We start from the raw sequence: 16,226 nt of genomic DNA, 5'->3' as shown, positions 1-16,226 counted from the left end.
TCATGGGACGCAGAAGAACAGCCCTGATAGTTGGCGGAGGAATCGCAGGCATGTCTTGCGCGTTGGAGCTGCACAAAGCCGGCCTCGCGGTGCACCTCATCGACCTGGACCCCGACTGGCGAGTCTACGGCGCAGGCATCACGATTACCGGGCCCACCCTCAGGGCGTTCCACGACTTGGGCATACTGGAGCCAGTCATGGCGCATGCCTATACCGGCGAGGGCATTCAAATCTGCAATGTCGAAGGCGAGCCAACCGGCCTGGTACCGACTCCCGGCGTCGGCCCCTCACACGTGCCCGGTTGTGGTGGGATCATGCGGCCTCTCCTGCACCAGATTCTTTCAGAGAAGGTAAAGCAAAAGCCCATAGATGTCCGGCTGGGCCTCACCGTCGACACGCTCATTTCACGGGCCGATCGGGTGGATGTCGGTTTTTCCGACGGAACCTCTGGCTCTTACGATCTGGTCATCGGCGCCGACGGCCTGTTTTCGCGTGTCCGGAATTTAATACTGCCGCAAGCACCACAGCCGGAATATACCGGCCAGACCTGCTGGCGACTGGCTGCCCCGCGCCCAGCGTCCATTGAACGCAGAACCTTCTTCCTGGGCGGCAATGTAAAAGTGGGGCTCAGCCCGGTCACCCATGCACAAATGTACATGTTTTTGCTTCAGACCACGCCACGTCCGCCGCATCTTCCCGCCGAAGTATTGCCGGAAAAGCTCAAAGGCCTGCTGGAAGGCTACGGAGGCCCCCTGAAGGAGATACGACAAAATCTTGGCCCGGATTCAAACATCATCATGAGGCCGCTTCAGACCTTCTTCCTGCCAAAACCATGGCATGTCGGCAGAGTCCTGTTGATCGGGGACGCGGCGCACCCGACAACGCCCCAGCTCGCCTCCGGAGCAGGAATGGCCGTTGAAGATGCCTTGGTGCTAGGGCAAGAGGCTGCCCGTCACGCCGAGGTGGAACACGTTTTTGAAGGGTTCATGAACCGTCGCTATAGCCGCTGCCGTCTTGTGGTCGAAAACTCCATAGAAATCGGCCGGCTTGAACAGCGTGGTGCACCGGCGTCCGATCAAACGCGGCTGGTTGCGGAATCTCTTACCGCATTGGCCGAGCCTATATAAAACCTTCGCGGCCTATGCCGCCGACCCCTGCCCACCCGGCCCCATCTGAAAGCCCCTTGCCGTAAGGAACCAGACGAAGGCCAGGGCGGCGGCCAGCAGGAACACCATGCTGGGTTCCCCGTAAGAGGTAATCACTCCGCCCAGCGTAGCCCCGGCAAACACCCCCAGCGACTGTGCCGTATTGTAGAAACCCAGGGCCAGCCCTTTAAATTCGACCGGGGCCACGCGGGAAACCAGCGACGGCTGTAGCGCCTCAAGGATGTTGAACGCGATGAAAAAGCCCACAAATAAAATGACCAGTGTGTAAAAGTTGTGGCTGGCCAGCGGCATCAGCGCCAGTACAACGGCCAGGCCCGCCACGGCAATTTCAAGCGCCACCTTATGGATGCGCCGCGTCTCGGTGTAGAACACCGCAGGCACCATCAGGATGAAGGACAGCAAGATCACCGGAAGGTAGACCTCCCACAGATGGGCCGAATCGTAGCCGCCCAGGGTGGCAAGCAGGCCGGGGGCCACCATGAATATGGCCATCAAGATGAAGTGCAGGCAGAAGACACCGAAATTAAGGCGCAGCAGACCGACATGAGACAGCACATCCCGGGCGCGTGCCTGAACGATGGGCTTTTCAATTTGCGGCGCCGAAGGCACCAGGGCTACGGCGATAAACAGGCAGACAAAGCCCAGCAAGCTGATCGCCCAGAACAGGCCGGAAAGCCCGAACCGGCCGACCAATAGCGGCGACAACACCAGCGAGGCCGCGAACGAAATTCCTATCGAACCGCCCACCATGGCCATGGCACGAGTGCGCACTTCGGGCCGGGTCGAGTCGGCGATCCAGGCGGTGATGGCGGCCGACACCGCCCCCAGCCCCTGCACCACGCGTCCGGCGATGATCCAGTTGATGTCGGTGGCCAGTGCACAGATGACGCCGCCGGCGGTGAACAGCACCATGCCGAAGACGATGACGACACGGCGGCCGTAGCGGTCGGACGCCATTCCCAGCGGTATCTGCAAAAAGGCCTGGGTCAGGCCATAGGCGCCCAGGGCGATACCGACTTTGGTGGCGTCGTTGCCGCCGGGCACAGACAGCGCGGCGACAGCAAAAATAGGAGTCAAAAGAAACAGACCCAGCATGCGCGAGGCAAACAACAAAGACAGCATGATGCTGGCGCGCCTCTCGCCGGCGGTAAGCTTCAGTTTGGTGGGTTGCATCTTTCCCTCATGAAGAAGGCTCAAGTATAAACAAGCTCGAAGTGGCCCGGCGCGCTATAGTAATGAGTTAGCCGTTAAAACTGTAGAACTTGATGGACGCGATTCGCATCCGGGGCGCCCGTACGCATAACCTGAAGAACGTTTCAGTAGACCTGCCACGCCACAAGCTGGTGGTGGTTACGGGTTTGTCGGGCTCGGGGAAATCATCGCTGGCATTCGATACCCTGTACGCTGAAGGCCAGCGTCGCTATGTGGAAAGCCTCTCGGCCTACGCACGGCAGTTCCTGCAATTAATGGACAAACCCGACGTAGACATGATCGAAGGGCTATCGCCCGCCATCTCCATCGAGCAGAAGTCAGCCGGCCACAACCCCCGCTCAACCGTAGGCACCATCACCGAAATCCACGACTACCTGCGTCTGCTGTACGCGCGGGTGGGCACACCCTATTGCCCGGACCACGGCCTGCCCTTGCAGGCTCAAAGCGTCAGCCAGATGGTGGACCAGGCCATGGCCTGGGCGCCCAATACCCGGCTGGCGATCCTGGCGCCGCTGGCGCGGGCTCGCAAGGGCAGCTTCGAAGACGAATGCGCGGGCCTGCAGGCCCAGGGGTTCGTGCGCCTGCGCGTCGACGGCGAAATGGTCGAGATAGACCGCGTTCCGCCCTTGAAGAAGACCGAGAAGCACGACCTTGACGTGGTCGTCGACCGCCTGCGCATCAAGCCCGAAAGCCGCCAACGGCTTGCCGAAAGCTTCGAGACGGCGCTGGGGCTTGCCGACGGCCGGGCCATTGCACTGAATATGGATTCGGGCGACGAGCTGGCCTTTTCCAGCCGCTATGCCTGCCCGGCCTGCCACCACAGCCTGCCCGAGCTTGAGCCTCGATTGTTCAGCTTCAACAACCCCGTGGGGGCCTGCCCCACCTGCGACGGCTTGGGCCACGTCGACTTCTTCGACCCCAAGCGGGTGGTTGCTTTTCCCGAACTGAGCATTGCCAGCGGAGCCATCAGCGGCTGGGATCGCCGCAACGCGTTCACCCACTCCCTGTTGACCAGCCTGGCGGCCCATTACGACTTCGACCTGGAAACCCCGTTCAATGAGCTGGACGAACAAGTCAGGCAGTGCGTACTGTACGGTTCAGGGGAAGAAGAAATCGCTTTCCTCTATCTGAACGAGAAAGGGCGCAGCACCGTAAAGAAGCATCCGTTCGAAGGCGTCATCCCCAATTTTGCACGGCGCTGGCGCGAGACCGACTCCAGCGCCGTGCGCGAAGAGCTGGGCAAGTTCCGCAACACCACAACCTGCCCCGACTGCGAGGGCTCACGGCTGCGCGTAGAAGCGCGCAACGTACTTATCGGCAGCGAGCCGGGCGCCCAGCAGCGGCGCGGACGGGCCATTTATGAAGTTGAAGCGCTGTCACTGGCCGCCTGCCTCAAATGGTTCCAGGAGCTTGAACTGACGGGCGCCAAAAAAGAAGTGGCCGACCGCATCACGCGTGAAATCGAAGCGCGCCTTCAGTTCCTGAACAATGTGGGGCTGAATTATCTTTCACTGGATCGCAGCGCCGATACCATTTCGGGCGGCGAGGCCCAGCGCATCAGGCTGGCAAGCCAGATCGGTTCGGGATTGACGGGCGTCATGTACGTGCTGGACGAGCCCTCGATCGGCCTGCATCAGCGCGACAATGACAGGCTCATCGAAACCCTGCGCCACTTGCGCAACCTGGGCAATAGCGTCATTGTGGTTGAGCATGACGAAGACATGATCCGCTCGGCCGACTTCGTGATCGACATGGGGCCGGGCGCCGGCGAGCATGGCGGCCAAGTGGTGGCTCAAGGCCCCCCCGAAGCGCTGGAAAACAACGCCGACTCGCTCACCGGCCAGTACCTCAGCGGAAAACGGCGCATTGAAATACCGCAACGCAGGCCGATCACGCCCGATATGCAGTGGCTGCGCATCAACGGTTGCACAGGCAATAACCTGAAGTCTGTCGATCTGGCCATTCCTGCCGGCCGGCTGGTGTGCATCACTGGGGTTTCAGGTTCTGGGAAATCAACCTTGATCAACGACACGCTGGCCACGGCGGTGTCGCATGAGCTGCACCGCAGCCAGGCCGAGCCGGCGCCGTTCGAGTCTATGGAAGGCCTGTCGGCCTTCGACAAGATCATTAGCGTCGACCAAAGCCCCATCGGGCGTACGCCGCGCAGCAACCCCGCCACCTACACAGGCATGTTCACGCCCATACGCGAGCTGTTCGCCGGCGTGCCCGAATCGCGCACGCGCGGCTATGACCCCGGCCGTTTCTCATTCAATGTAAAAGGCGGCCGCTGCGAAGCCTGCCAGGGAGACGGCGTAGTCAAGGTGGAAATGCATTTTCTGCCCGACATGTACGTGCCCTGCGACGTCTGCGGGGGCAAGCGGTACAACCGCGAAACCCTGGACATACGCTATCGGGGCCGCAACATCAGCGAAGTGCTTGACCTTACAGTGCAGCAGGCGCTTGAATACTTCGATGCGGTACCCGCCGTTGCAAGAAAACTGAAAACCCTGATGGACGTGGGCCTGTCGTACGTGCGCCTGGGGCAAAGCGCCACCACGCTATCGGGCGGCGAGGCGCAACGCGTGAAGCTTTCGCTCGAGCTTTCCAAGCGCAGCACCGGCAAGACGCTGTACATACTTGACGAGCCCACCACCGGCCTGCATTTCCAGGATATTTCTCTATTGCTCGACGTGCTGCGCAAATTAGTAGACAGCGGCAATACCGTCGTCATCATCGAACATAACCTGGACGTGATCAAGACCGCCGACTGGGTCATCGATATGGGGCCCGAAGGCGGCGCGGGGGGCGGACGCATCATCGTCCAAGGAACGCCCGAAGACATCGCCGCCCATCCCGAAAGCCACACCGGCCGCTATCTGAAGCATTTGCTCAAGACCTAGAACCCGACGATTACAAGCCGCTTTGCGCTAAGCCGCCGGCGCATCCAAAAAAGGAAACAGCCGCCGAAAGGTCGTCCTTTCGGCGGCTGCGGGGCCGGCGCGATCAGTCAGCCAGGCTGCCCCCCAGCAGGCGCGCGATCTCACGCGAATCGATCACTGTGCCGATGTTGTTGCGCACCGTGGCCAGCGTGCCTTCGTGGCCCACCTTGCTGTTGCTGCCCACGCAGTCTTCGGCCAGCACAATGCTGTAGCCAAGGAAAAACCCTTCACGCAGGGTGGAATCGACGCACACATTGGTTGCCACGCCGGCAAGCACCAGGGTCTTGATGCCTTCACGCTGAAGCAGCTCATGGAGCTTGGTGTTGTGGAAGCCGCTGAAGCTATGCTTGTCGATCACTACGTCGCCTTCTTCGGGGGCGATGCGAAAATAGTCGGCGCCCCAGGTGTTTTCCAGGCAGCAGCCTTCTTCACCGCGCTTGACTCTATAGGCCGGCGTCAGGTATTTGAAGTCGTAGATGGAACGCACCCACACGATGCGCACCCCCAAAGGCCGCACAGCGTCCATCAGCCGCTTGATGCGATCTGCCACGCCGGCGGCGAAGCCGACCTTATAGTCGCGGCGCTTGCTCAGGTACCCGTCTTCGGCGCAAAAATCATTCTGCATGTCGATGACCAACAGCGCCGTATGCTCGGGATGAAGCTGAGCGTCAAGAGATTCCAGCAATGCCGCCATGGGTTACAGCCTTTCAGGAGCGGGCAGCACGTGGCCGCATTTGTCGCAGGTGCGAAACTCTTGAGAGCCGTAGAAATTTTCGTAGGCGCGTCCGACCGGGTCGTTGGTATAGTGGGCCACAACGTAGCTTTCTTCGTGCAGGAAGTGGTCGCAGTTGGGACAGTACCAATGAAAGCGGTCGATCTCACCGGGCAACCTGGCGCGCTCGATCACAAACTGGAAGGCGTCCGGCGCGAAGCGGGGCGAATGCGGCACCATGGGGGGCTGGAAAAGCACCGAGCCTTCAGGCACATAGGCGATTTCTTCTTTACCCTCGGGCGTGCGATAGTGCAGATTGAGGTCGCCCTTGAGCGAATACTGAATCTCGTAGCTGGGGTTCAGGTGGAACTCGCTGCGATACTCGCGCCCCCGCGCCACAAATGCCAGCGAGTCGGGAGTAAGCCAAAGCTGGTGGGTTCGTTTGCCGGTTTCGATAAGATGCTGCATAACCGCCTCGAAATCGAGAGTGGGCATCTCGAACCCGCTCGTCACGATCATTTTTTTCAATGCGTCCGTTGTGTCCATGGTTCGTCTCCTTGACGTCGTATTCAGGCTCACTAAGCCTTACACTTGATCCATGGACTCATTCTTACATGTCGTTGCAAGCGGCAGTTACGCAAAAACCTTCTAAGGTTGCCGAAACCCTTTATGCCTCCTCATACCAAACACCTCAAGGCTTTCCATGCGGTTGCGCGGCTTGGCAGCATGAACAAGGCGGCCGTGGAACTGCTGCGCGCGCATTCGGCCGTGGCCCACGCCATACAGCAACTCGAGCAGGGGCTGGAACAGGCATTGTTCGAGCGGGCCGCCCGGGGCATGCTGCTGACCGAGGCCGGCCACATATTGCTGCGCCGTGTCGAATACGCTTTTGCCGAAATGGAAGCCGCCCGCACCGAGCTGGAAGACATATACACGGCGCAAGACATACCACCGCGCAATGCGCCGATTTTCAGCCTGGCGGTCAATGAACGCCGCCTGGCCGCCCTGGTTGCGCTGGCCGAGCAAAAACACATGGGCGCCGTGGCGCAACAGCTCGACATTTCCCAGCCCGCCGTCAGCATGGCGGTGCGCGATCTCGAGGACGGCATCGGCCTGGCTCTGTTCGATCGCTCGGGCACGCTGTGGCAACCCACCGGGGCCGGCGAAATCATCATCAATCACGTTAAACGCGCCTTGTCGCAACTACGCCTGGCCGACGCCGAGCTGGCGGCCATGGACGGCCATATACGCGGGCAAATCATCGTGGGCGCGCTGCCCTTCGGACGCCCCTACATCCTTCCCGCCGCCATCTCGCGCCTGCACCGCAAGCATCCGGGGCTGCAGTTCAACACCCTTGAAGCGCCATTGAAGACGCTTACCTATGCCCTGTGGTGCGGCGATATCGATTTCATCCTGGGCGCCCTCAGCCCCACCGAGCTGTACCCAGATCTCATACAAGAAAACCTCTTCAGCGACCGCATGGGCGTCATCGCCCGCGCCGGCCACCCCCTTGGCGCGCGACCCGGGCTCACCCTGGCCGATACGCTGTCGGCCGATTGGGTGCTGCCCCGCCAGGGCACGCCCCCGCGCCAGGTGCTGCGCGCCGCCTTCGCGGCGCTGGGCATGCAAGAACCTTCGGCCACGGTCGAATCCTCTGATCTGTCGGTGATAAGAGGCCTGCTGCTGGAAAGCGACATGGTCACCGCGGCGTCATCCCACCTGTTCCACCATGAGTTCAGTGCGGGCGCCCTTCAACAGCTGCCTCTGGAGCTGGTCGAATCGCCGCGCTCGGTGGGCATATTGCGCCGCACGTCCGAACATTCTTCGCCCGGCGCCCAATTGCTTATCGAAGAAATACGCCAGATGCGCGGCATGCCCACCGGGTCAACGCTAAGCGCATGCCCCGAGGGCGAATGAATAACGCTCCCGCCCGGCGCAAGCCATGCCGCTTGCCGCCTCCGACGAGCGCTTTTTGCCTTGAGGCGGCTTCAATCCATGCGGAATAGTTCGCGATGCTCGCGAATAGCGTAGCGGTCTGTCATGCCCGCGATGTAGTCTGCAATGGCCCGGGCCTGTTGCGTGTCGCCCTCGCGCCGGTATTCGTCCTTGAGCAGGCGGGGCTCGTCGATGAAAGCGACAAACAGCTCACGCACGATTCGACGCGCCTTGGTCGTCATGCGCATGACCTGGCTGTGACGATACAGGTTGTTCAGTAAAAAACGCTTCAAGGCATCGGTTTGAGCACGCATGGGCGCCGAGAAAGCCGCCAGCGGCTCAGCCGCCCGCACATCGTCCACGTCGGCGAGGCCCACGCGCTGGATATTGGCAAGCGTGGTTTCGGTCAGGTCGACGATCAGCGTATTGATCATCGCCCGGATGGTCTCGGCGATGGCTCGCTGGCGTTCAAGGTTGGGATGCTTGCGCATCACGCCCGAGTAATGAGTGGCGAATATTTCTATTTGCATCAGCTGTTCGATGCGAATAAGCCCAGAGCGCAAGCCGTCGTCGACGTCGTGGTTGTTGTAGGCGATTTCATCGGCCAGGTTGGCGATTTGCGCTTCCAGCGAGGGCTGTGTACGTTCCAAAAAACGCCGGCCCACATCGCCCAGCTCGCGCGCATGCTTCACCGAGCAGTGCTTGAGGATGCCTTCGCGGGTTTCAAAGCACAGGTTCAGGCCATTGAAGGCCGCGTAGCGCTCTTCAAGCTCATCGACCACGCGCAAGCTTTGAAGGTTGTGCTCAAAGCCGCCGGCGGCCGGCGCCATTTCTCGCATGCAGGCGTTAAGTTCATCTTGGCCTGCATGGCCAAATGGGGTATGGCCCAGGTCGTGCGCCAGCGAAATCGCTTCGGTGAGGTCTTCGTGCAGGCCGAGGTTGCGCGCCAAAGTTCGGGCAATTTGCGCCACTTCTATGCTGTGAGTAAGGCGGGTACGAAACAGGTCGCCTTCGTGATTGACGAACACCTGGGTCTTGTATTCAAGCAAGCGAAATGCGTTGCAGTGGATGATGCGGTCACGGTCGCGCTGGAACTGAGAGCGATTGGAAGGCGGCGCCTCGGGGTGCGGACGGCCGCGAGTACGCTCGGGGTTGGATGCATAAGGCGCCAAAGCCGTCACCGCCACCCCCCTAGCCCTGAACCGCTGTGGTACGCAGCAATACCTCGCGCACCGCGTCGTCGGGCGCTGTTTGACACACGGCCCGGCCTATTTCCGGCAGCAGCACGAATCGCAACTGCCCCCCTTCGGTCTTTTTGTCGACCTGCATGTGGTCGAGCCAGCGCTCAACGCCAAGATCGGGCGGGGTATCGGGGCAACCGATTTCGCGCACCAGCGACCGGACACGCTCGACGCTTTCGCGCGGCAGCCCCAGCACCAAGGACGAAAGCTCGGCCGCCTGGATCATGCCGCAGCCCACCGCCTCGCCGTGCAGCCACTGGCCATAGCCCAGGCCGGCCTCTATGGCATGCCCGAAGGTATGACCAAAATTAAGAATGGCCCGCAAACCCGATTCGCGTTCGTCCTGCGAAACGACCTGAGCCTTGAGTTCGCACGAACGGCGAATGGCATGAACGATTGCAGCCTCGTCAAGCGCCCGCAGCTTGGCAACATTTTGTTCGCACCAGGCAAAGAACTCGGCGTCGATAATCGCACCGTATTTGATGACTTCGGCCAGCCCGGCGGTGATCTCGCGCGCCGGCAGGGTCTTGAGCACGTTCACGTCGATTTCAACCGCGACCGGCTGGTAGAAGGCGCCGATCATGTTTTTGCCCAAGGGGTGGTTCACGCCTGTCTTGCCCCCCACGGAAGAATCGACCTGCGCCAACAGCGTGGTGGGAATCTGTACGAACCGGATGCCGCGCATATAGCAGGCGGCGGCAAAGCCGCCCATGTCGCCGATGACACCTCCGCCCAATGCCACCAGCACCGCCTTGCGATCGAAGCGGTTTTTTAGCAGGGCATCGAAAACGAGGTTGAGCGTTTGCAGGTCTTTGTACTTTTCGCCGTCGGGCAATTCGATGCGCACCACCCGATGGCCCGCGTCAGCCAGGGCTTTCTCGGCTCGGGCGGCGTAAAGCGCCGCCACTGTCGGGTTGGTGACCAGCGCCACCGCCGTGGCGTCAGAGGGTATGCTCTGCCCGAGATGATCCAGTCGGCCCGGATGAATATGGATGGGGTAGGCGCCGCCGGGCGTTTCAACTTGTACGGTGTTCATCACGCAATCTCGTTTGGTTCAATAGAGACACCAGGTCGTGCACGGCCTGGGGGATAGGCGTGCTGCCGGTGTCGAATGCCAGCGTGGCCACTTCTTCATAAAGCGGCTCGCGCTGAGCCAGAAGTTCGGCAACGCGCGCACGCGGATCGTCGGTTTGCAAAAGGGGACGTTGACGGTCGCGGGCAACGCGCTGGTACAATTCATCGCTGGTGGCGCGCAAATACACCACCAGCCCGCGCTCTTTGAGCATGCTGCGGTTCTTTGCGGCCAGCACTGCGCCCCCGCCGGTGGCCAGCACAATGCCTTTTCGCTGAGAGTAATGGTCGAGCAACTGAGTTTCGCGCCGCCGGAAGCCATCTTCGCCCTCAATTTCGAAAATGACGGCAACAGGCACGCCGCAACGGGCTTCAAGCGCAAGATCCAAATCAACGAACTCGCGCTTCAATGCCTTGGCAAGATGGCGCCCTATCGTGGTCTTGCCCGCACCCATCATGCCCACCAGGAATATCGGCCGTTCATTGGCATCGGCGGGCGCCGACCCAGCCTCCGCATCGCACCGATGGCCTGCCTGAATCGCGGAATTCGCACGTAAAGAATCAGTCATTTGTGTATTATCCCACTTGCAATCCTTCTTTAGCCCACTGCCTTCGCATTAATCCGTTACATTGTTCTTGTGCAATGCTCGCGGCGCGGACCGCCAGGGCTTAAAATCGCCATCAATGAGCTCTACTAAATCTTCTGACAGCAAGCCTCGATCACGCTTGCCGCGATTCCTGATCAAGTCGGCCGTTTTTCTGGCCGGGCTTGGCCTTTGCGGGGCGCTGCTTGGCGCGCTTGCCTTGGCGCTGGCCTGGCCTAATCTGCCTGACCTTACGGCCATGGTCGACTACCGTCCGCGCGTTCCGCTGCGGGTCTACACCTCTGACAAGGTGCTAATAGGCGAGTTCGGCGAAGAACGCCGCAACGTATTGCGGTTCGATGAGGTTCCCGACGTCATGAAATCGGCCATTTTAGCAGCCGAGGACGACCGTTTTTACCAGCACGGGGGCATTGACTGGACAGGTGTCGCGCGTGCCGTTGTGGCGAACGTCACACACATGGCCAAGGCCCAGGGCGCCAGCACCATCACGATGCAGGTCGCGCGCAACTTCTATTTGTCGTCCGAAAAAACCTACACCCGAAAATTCTACGAACTGCTGCTTACCTTCAAGATAGAGGCCACCCTTACCAAAGACCAGATTCTCGATCTGTACATGAACCAGATCTTCCTGGGTCATAGGGCCTACGGCTTCGCCTCTGCGTCGCGCACTTATTTCGGCAAGCAGCTTAGCGACATCACGATCGCCGAGGCCGCCATGCTGGCAGGCATCCCCAAGGCGCCGTCACGCTTCAATCCTATTGCCAACATGCCCCGCGCAAAATCGCGCCAGGGCTACGTGTTGAACCGCATGCGCAGCCTGGGCTATATCACCGAGGCCGAATACGAAGAAGCCACTGAGCAGCCCATCGTACTGAAGTCGGCGCCCGGCACGCCGGCCGGTGGCTACGCCATTCAAGGCGAGTACGTCGCCGAGCTGGCTCGCCGCCTGCTGTATAGCGTCTACCAAGACAATGTCTATTCGCGCGGCTTCAACATCTACACCACCATCCATTCAAAGGACCAGCAGGCCGCCTACGATGCGGTGCGTGAAGGCATCCTGCAGTACACCCGCCGGGCGATCTATCCCGGCCCAGAAGAAACCGTTCGCTTGCCCGAGGGTCTGGAAAACGACGGCGTGGCTCTTGACACGCTGCTCGACGAACTGCAAGACAAATATCCGGACAGCGGCGACCTGCTCATGGGCGTCGTCCTGTCGGCCAGCCCCGATAAAATCACGGTGGCGCGCAGTTCGCAGCAAATCATCGAAGTCACCAATAAAGAAGCCCTTAAAATCGTGGCCCGAGGCCTGGGCAAGAACGCCAAGGACCAATACCGCATAGAGCGCGGGTCGGTTGTCTACGTGCACGAGAACGGCGATCACTGGGAAGTCATAAACCGCCCCGCGGTGCAGGCAGCCTTCGTATCCGTTCGGCCGCAAGACGGCGCGATCCTGTCACTGGTCGGCGGTTTCGACTTCGAAGAACAGTTCAACCGCGTGACGCAGGCATGGCGCCAGCCGGGCTCGGCATTCAAGCCCTTCATTTATGCCGCCGCCCTCGAACGAGGCCTTACACCGGCCACGCAAGTGTCGGACGAGCCCTTCATGCTTACCGCCCAGCAAACAGGGTCGAAGGCGTGGCAGCCCAAAAACTACGGCAACACGTACGAACCCATGCTGACCATGCGCCAGGGGTTGTATAAATCCAAAAATATGGTGTCCATTCGCATCATGCAGGCCATCGGGCCCAAGTACGTGCAAGACTACATCACACGGTTCGGCTTCGACCGCTCCCGAAATCCGGCCGTGCTGCCCCTGGCGCTGGGCGCGGGCAACGTAACGCCTTTGCAGCTGGCGGGCGGGTTCGCGGTCTTCGCCAACGGCGGCTACCGGGTGCCGCCCTACCTTATCGACCATGTCACCGATTCAAACGGCAAGGTCATCATGCAGGCTCGCCCCACCGTCGCCGGCGACGCGGCGGCGCGCGCCATCGACCCGCGAACCGCATACGTGATGAACGACATGCTGCGCGGTGTCGCCACCTACGGCACGGCCGCACGCACGCATGCTGCGCTCAAGCGCAACGATATCGGCGGCAAAACGGGAACCACGAACGATTCGCACGATGCCTGGTTCGCCGGCTTCACCCCAAAACTGGTCGGCGTGGCCTGGATGGGCTTTGACCAGCCCCGTTCATTGGGTACGCGCGAGACGGGCGGCGGCGCCTCGATGCCCATCTGGCTCGACTACATGCGAGTGGCTCTCGATGGGGTCCCCGAAGCTCCCGCCGGCGACCCGCCCAACGGGCTAAGCCGAATCGACGGCGACCTGTATTTTGCCGAGTTTCCGCCCGGACAAGCCGTGGCTCGTGTCGGCCTGCCCACCCCCGAAGAACTGCAGCCGTTCATTGACGGCAGCGGCATCGACGACGGCGGCTTGGATGGCATCGGCACATTGCTCGAACGTATCGGTTCCGGCAATGTGCAGGGCGATGCCGCGCAAGTTCAACGCGTACAGTTCTAGCCGTAACCCAGGCGCCGGCCAAGACGGCCGAACTTCGAAACGATCTTGGCCGGCGACACGCCCGCAGCCGCGGCCCGGTTCGGCCGCCGCCATGCCTATATGATGACTTTTATCGGTTCGCCTGTGGCCTCGGAGACGATCTGCGACAGCGCCTCGGCCATGTGGGGGCCGCCGCGCGTATCATTCCAGCGCTGCCCATCGAAGCGATAATGGAAACCGCCGCTTGGAGCCGCCACCCACATTTCCCGCATGGGCGTCTGACTGTTGACCACCACATGAATAGAGTTGTCGAACACCAGGGTCAGGACATTGCCGCTGCGATGGGCCTCGATGTCGAGATCGTGTAATGAAACCCAGTCATCCGACTGGCTTTCAAGCGCATCCAGTATGCTTTTGCATCGAGCAAGAAATTCAGATTCATTCATATCTTTATATTCACCGATTTTTGGAGTCCATCATGCAAGCGCCCCGAACCAAGACGCGCGCGTCATTCAAGTACCGCATTGTAGCCAGCCTGGCTTTGCTTCCGCTGCTGCTTGCCTGCGGCTACAAGGGGCCGCTGTATATGCCGCCCCCCCCGCCACCGGAAGAAGCACTGACCACCCCTCCGCCGGCGCCGGGCAACGTCAGCACAGATGGCACCGTACCTCTGGCTGTCGAATAAAAGAAGGGCGGATGCAAGCAGTGTTGTATTATTTCAGGCTGCGTTCGTAGTTTACGAACTCTGCTCAACCTCGCGTGTATGGCCGGCAAACCAAGGCCGTCGCGCATCCTGCCCTGATTTCCCATGACTGTTGCTCCCCACTTTGCTTTCAAAAACCAGACCTTGCACGCCGAGGAGGTTCCGCTTGCCAAGCTTGCGCAAGAGTTCGGCACCCCCCTTTACGTCTATTCGCGGCAAGCGCTGCGCGATGCATGGAGCGCATATAGCGAGGCCGCCCAGGGCCGCGACGTGCTCGTCTGCTTTGGCATGAAGGCCAATTCCAACCTCGCCGTGCTTAACGAATTTCGAAAGCTGGGGTCAGGCTTCGACATCGTCTCGGGCGGAGAGCTGGCCCGCGTGCTTGCTGTGGGCGGCGACCCTGCCAAGGTGGTGTTTTCGGGCGTGGGAAAGCAGGCCTGGGAAATGCGCGATGCGCTACAGGCGGGCGTCAAATGCTTCAACGTCGAATCTGAGGCTGAACTTGAACAACTGGCCAGGGTTGCCGCCGAAATGGGCAAGGTGGCGCCCGTATCGGTGCGTGTCAACCCCGATGTCGACGCACACACCCACCCCTATATCTCGACCGGCTTGAAAGAAAACAAGTTCGGCATCGCCATTGAAGCCGCGCCCGACGTCTACCAGCGTGCGGCTGAACTTGAAAGCCTGGACGTTGTCGGCGTCGATTGCCACATCGGGTCGCAGATCACCGAGGTAGAGCCTTACCTGGATGCCCTCGAAAAACTGCTCGACCTGATCGACACATTGGCCGAAGCCGGCACACACATCAAACACCTGGACCTTGGCGGCGGCATCGGCATACGCTATACCGATGAAACTCCCCTGACCCCAAAGATGCTGCTGGACGCGGTCTTTGAACGACTGCACGCCCGCAAGCTCGAACACCTGCAGATCGTGCTCGAGCCAGGCCGCTCGCTAGTCGGCAACGCCGGAATACTGCTTACGAGCGTGCACTACCTGAAGCACACCGAAGCCAAGAACTTCGCCATCGTTGATGCCGCCATGAACGATCTTCTGCGTCCTACCCTGTACGATGCCTGGCACAGCGTCGAGCAGGTCGATCAGCCGGCGGCGGATCGGCCCGACGACGCCCAAACCTACGATGTGGTCGGGCCCATTTGCGAAAGCGGCGACTGGCTGGCGCGCGACCGGAAACTGGCGGTGCAGCAAGGCGACCTCTTGGCGATTATGTCGGCCGGCGCCTATGCCTTTACCATGGCCAGCCAGTACAACACCAGGCCCCGCCCGGCAGAGATCATGGTCGACGGCTCAAGCTACCATGTGGTGCGCCCGCGCGAAACCCTGGAAAGCCTGTTCGCGGAAGAAAAACCATTGCCGTAAACGTGAAACCGTTTATGCACGACCAGCCGGCGGCCCAAGCGCGGGCCGCCGTTTTACCGGCGGCAACACCTGCGCCTGAATTACAGTTCGCCGTAAGAGTGCAGGCCTGACAGGAACATGTTTACGCCCAGGAAGGCGAAGCTGGTAATGAGCAGGCCTGCCAGCGCCCAATAAGCCGCCATGGTGCCGCGCAAGCCCTTCATGAGCCTCATGTGCAGCCATGCCGCATAGTTGAGCCAGACGATAAGGGCCCAGGTTTCTTTGGGATCCCACTGCCAGTATGCGCCCCAGGCATCAGCGGCCCACAGCGCACCCAATATGGTGGCGACGGTAAAGAACGCGAAGCCCACCGCGATGGCCCTATACATGATGTCGTCGAGAATCTCGAGCGAAGGCAGCTTGCGCGAGATGGGGCCACGCAATGCAAGGATTGCACCGACGATGATGGCGCCAATGCCGAAGTACAGCATCCAGGTCGCGGACAGTTCTTGCGAACCGAACATCATCGGTTCAGCGCACAATACCGCCCCAAGCACGAACAGCGGCAGCAGCTTGCCCCACGAGCGGGTTTCGCCATGCTCTTTGATGAGGTAGGCAAAACCCACCATCGCCGCTAAAGAAAAAGTGCCGTAGCCAATGAAGTTGGCGGGAACGTGTATTTTCATCCACCAGCTTTTAAGGGCCGGCACCAGAGGCTGGATTTGAAACGCCTCGCGGGTGAACGAGTACCAAAGCAGGAAGATCACCGACGAACTGACCACC

14 protein-coding genes are annotated in these 16,226 nt (G+C 60.7%); 6 read left to right on the top strand and 8 right to left on the bottom strand.

The annotated features are described in order from the left end of the window. Positions 1-2: 2 nt before the first annotated feature. The gene (locus tag ACIY1O_RS07380; protein ID WP_397474446.1) at positions 3-1,127 is read left to right on the top strand and encodes an FAD-dependent oxidoreductase; all 1,125 of its coding nucleotides are present in this window, start codon (positions 3-5) and stop codon (positions 1,125-1,127) included. 12 nt (positions 1,128-1,139) lie between these two features. Here ACIY1O_RS07380 and ACIY1O_RS07375 read toward each other — a convergent pair whose 3' ends face one another. Then, complete coding sequence (locus ACIY1O_RS07375; RefSeq protein WP_397474445.1) at positions 1,140-2,339, bottom strand: MFS transporter; 1,200 nt, start codon at positions 2,337-2,339, stop codon at positions 1,140-1,142. A 92-nt stretch (positions 2,340-2,431) separates the two neighbouring features. On the opposite strand from ACIY1O_RS07375, the gene uvrA reads away from it, so the two are divergent. Continuing rightward, complete coding sequence (gene uvrA, locus ACIY1O_RS07370) at positions 2,432-5,278, top strand: excinuclease ABC subunit UvrA (RefSeq protein ID WP_397474444.1); 2,847 nt, start codon at positions 2,432-2,434, stop codon at positions 5,276-5,278. A gap of 103 nt (positions 5,279-5,381) precedes the next feature. On the opposite strand, the gene ACIY1O_RS07365 is transcribed toward uvrA, so the two are convergent. Further along, on the bottom strand, positions 5,382-6,011 hold the full coding sequence (locus ACIY1O_RS07365; RefSeq protein WP_397474443.1) for a cysteine hydrolase family protein: 630 nt from the start codon (positions 6,009-6,011) through the stop codon (positions 5,382-5,384). A gap of 3 nt (positions 6,012-6,014) precedes the next feature. Next, complete coding sequence (locus ACIY1O_RS07360; protein WP_397474442.1) at positions 6,015-6,575, bottom strand: 3-hydroxyanthranilate 3,4-dioxygenase; 561 nt, start codon at positions 6,573-6,575, stop codon at positions 6,015-6,017. Between the two features lie 123 nt (positions 6,576-6,698). Between ACIY1O_RS07360 and ACIY1O_RS07355 the strand changes: the two genes are divergently transcribed. Next, entirely contained in the window at positions 6,699-7,946 is a 1,248-nt protein-coding gene (locus tag ACIY1O_RS07355; protein WP_397474441.1) for a LysR family transcriptional regulator, read from the top strand. A 71-nt stretch (positions 7,947-8,017) separates the two neighbouring features. Here ACIY1O_RS07355 and ACIY1O_RS07350 read toward each other — a convergent pair whose 3' ends face one another. From ACIY1O_RS07350 to ACIY1O_RS07340, 3 genes are read right to left on the bottom strand one after another with little or no spacing between them, the layout of a single operon-like run. Beyond that, the gene (locus tag ACIY1O_RS07350) at positions 8,018-9,145 is read right to left on the bottom strand and encodes a deoxyguanosinetriphosphate triphosphohydrolase (protein ID WP_397474440.1); all 1,128 of its coding nucleotides are present in this window, start codon (positions 9,143-9,145) and stop codon (positions 8,018-8,020) included. Between the two features lie 10 nt (positions 9,146-9,155). Beyond that, positions 9,156-10,241: a 3-dehydroquinate synthase gene (gene aroB, locus ACIY1O_RS07345; protein ID WP_397474439.1), complete on the bottom strand. Its 1,086-nt coding sequence runs from the start codon at positions 10,239-10,241 to the stop codon at positions 9,156-9,158. Then, entirely contained in the window at positions 10,222-10,845 is a 624-nt protein-coding gene (locus ACIY1O_RS07340; RefSeq protein ID WP_397474438.1) for a shikimate kinase, read from the bottom strand. Before ACIY1O_RS07340 ends, aroB begins: the two co-directional genes overlap by 20 nt. 115 nt (positions 10,846-10,960) lie before the next feature. On the opposite strand from ACIY1O_RS07340, the gene ACIY1O_RS07335 reads away from it, so the two are divergent. Then, a complete protein-coding gene (locus ACIY1O_RS07335; RefSeq protein WP_397474437.1) occupies positions 10,961-13,402 on the top strand; it encodes a penicillin-binding protein 1A in 2,442 nt (813 codons plus the stop codon). A gap of 95 nt (positions 13,403-13,497) precedes the next feature. On the opposite strand, the gene cyaY is transcribed toward ACIY1O_RS07335, so the two are convergent. Beyond that, entirely contained in the window at positions 13,498-13,827 is a 330-nt protein-coding gene (gene cyaY / locus ACIY1O_RS07330; protein ID WP_397474436.1) for an iron donor protein CyaY, read from the bottom strand. Positions 13,828-13,859: 32 nt separating this feature from the next. Between cyaY and lptM the strand changes: the two genes are divergently transcribed. Both lptM and lysA read left to right on the top strand, forming a co-directional pair. Further along, positions 13,860-14,066 carry an LPS translocon maturation chaperone LptM gene (gene lptM / locus ACIY1O_RS07325; RefSeq protein WP_397474435.1) on the top strand — a complete coding sequence of 69 codons (207 nt, stop codon included), beginning with the start codon at positions 13,860-13,862 and terminating at the stop codon, positions 14,064-14,066. A gap of 123 nt (positions 14,067-14,189) precedes the next feature. Next, complete coding sequence (gene lysA, locus ACIY1O_RS07320) at positions 14,190-15,464, top strand: diaminopimelate decarboxylase (protein ID WP_397474434.1); 1,275 nt, start codon at positions 14,190-14,192, stop codon at positions 15,462-15,464. Between the two features lie 80 nt (positions 15,465-15,544). Here the strand turns inward: lysA and ccsB are convergent. Beyond that, positions 15,545-16,226: c-type cytochrome biogenesis protein CcsB (ccsB, locus tag ACIY1O_RS07315; protein ID WP_397474433.1), on the bottom strand; the 682-nt coding region annotated here is incomplete at its 5' end.

It is taken from the genome of Pusillimonas sp. (assembly GCF_044464525.1).
In the GTDB taxonomy this organism is placed as follows: domain Bacteria; phylum Pseudomonadota; class Gammaproteobacteria; order Burkholderiales; family Burkholderiaceae_B; genus Pusillimonas.
Note: the sequence above shows the minus strand (reverse complement) of the source record. Positions and strands in the feature narration are given on the sequence as shown.

Coding starts and splice junctions, on each gene's coding strand:
- cyaY (WP_397474436.1), bottom strand. CDS start 13,827: ATGAATGAATCTGAATTTCTTGCTCGATGCAAAAGCATACTGGATGCG.
- ACIY1O_RS07335 (WP_397474437.1), top strand. CDS start 10,961: ATGAGCTCTACTAAATCTTCTGACAGCAAGCCTCGATCACGCTTGCCG.
- lptM (WP_397474435.1), top strand. CDS start 13,860: ATGCAAGCGCCCCGAACCAAGACGCGCGCGTCATTCAAGTACCGCATT.
- aroB (WP_397474439.1), bottom strand. CDS start 10,241: ATGAACACCGTACAAGTTGAAACGCCCGGCGGCGCCTACCCCATCCAT.
- ACIY1O_RS07360 (WP_397474442.1), bottom strand. CDS start 6,575: ATGGACACAACGGACGCATTGAAAAAAATGATCGTGACGAGCGGGTTC.
- ACIY1O_RS07365 (WP_397474443.1), bottom strand. CDS start 6,011: ATGGCGGCATTGCTGGAATCTCTTGACGCTCAGCTTCATCCCGAGCAT.
- ACIY1O_RS07355 (WP_397474441.1), top strand. CDS start 6,699: ATGCCTCCTCATACCAAACACCTCAAGGCTTTCCATGCGGTTGCGCGG.
- ACIY1O_RS07380 (WP_397474446.1), top strand. CDS start 3: ATGGGACGCAGAAGAACAGCCCTGATAGTTGGCGGAGGAATCGCAGGC.
- ACIY1O_RS07375 (WP_397474445.1), bottom strand. CDS start 2,339: ATGCAACCCACCAAACTGAAGCTTACCGCCGGCGAGAGGCGCGCCAGC.
- lysA (WP_397474434.1), top strand. CDS start 14,190: ATGACTGTTGCTCCCCACTTTGCTTTCAAAAACCAGACCTTGCACGCC.
- uvrA (WP_397474444.1), top strand. CDS start 2,432: ATGGACGCGATTCGCATCCGGGGCGCCCGTACGCATAACCTGAAGAAC.
- ACIY1O_RS07340 (WP_397474438.1), bottom strand. CDS start 10,845: ATGACTGATTCTTTACGTGCGAATTCCGCGATTCAGGCAGGCCATCGG.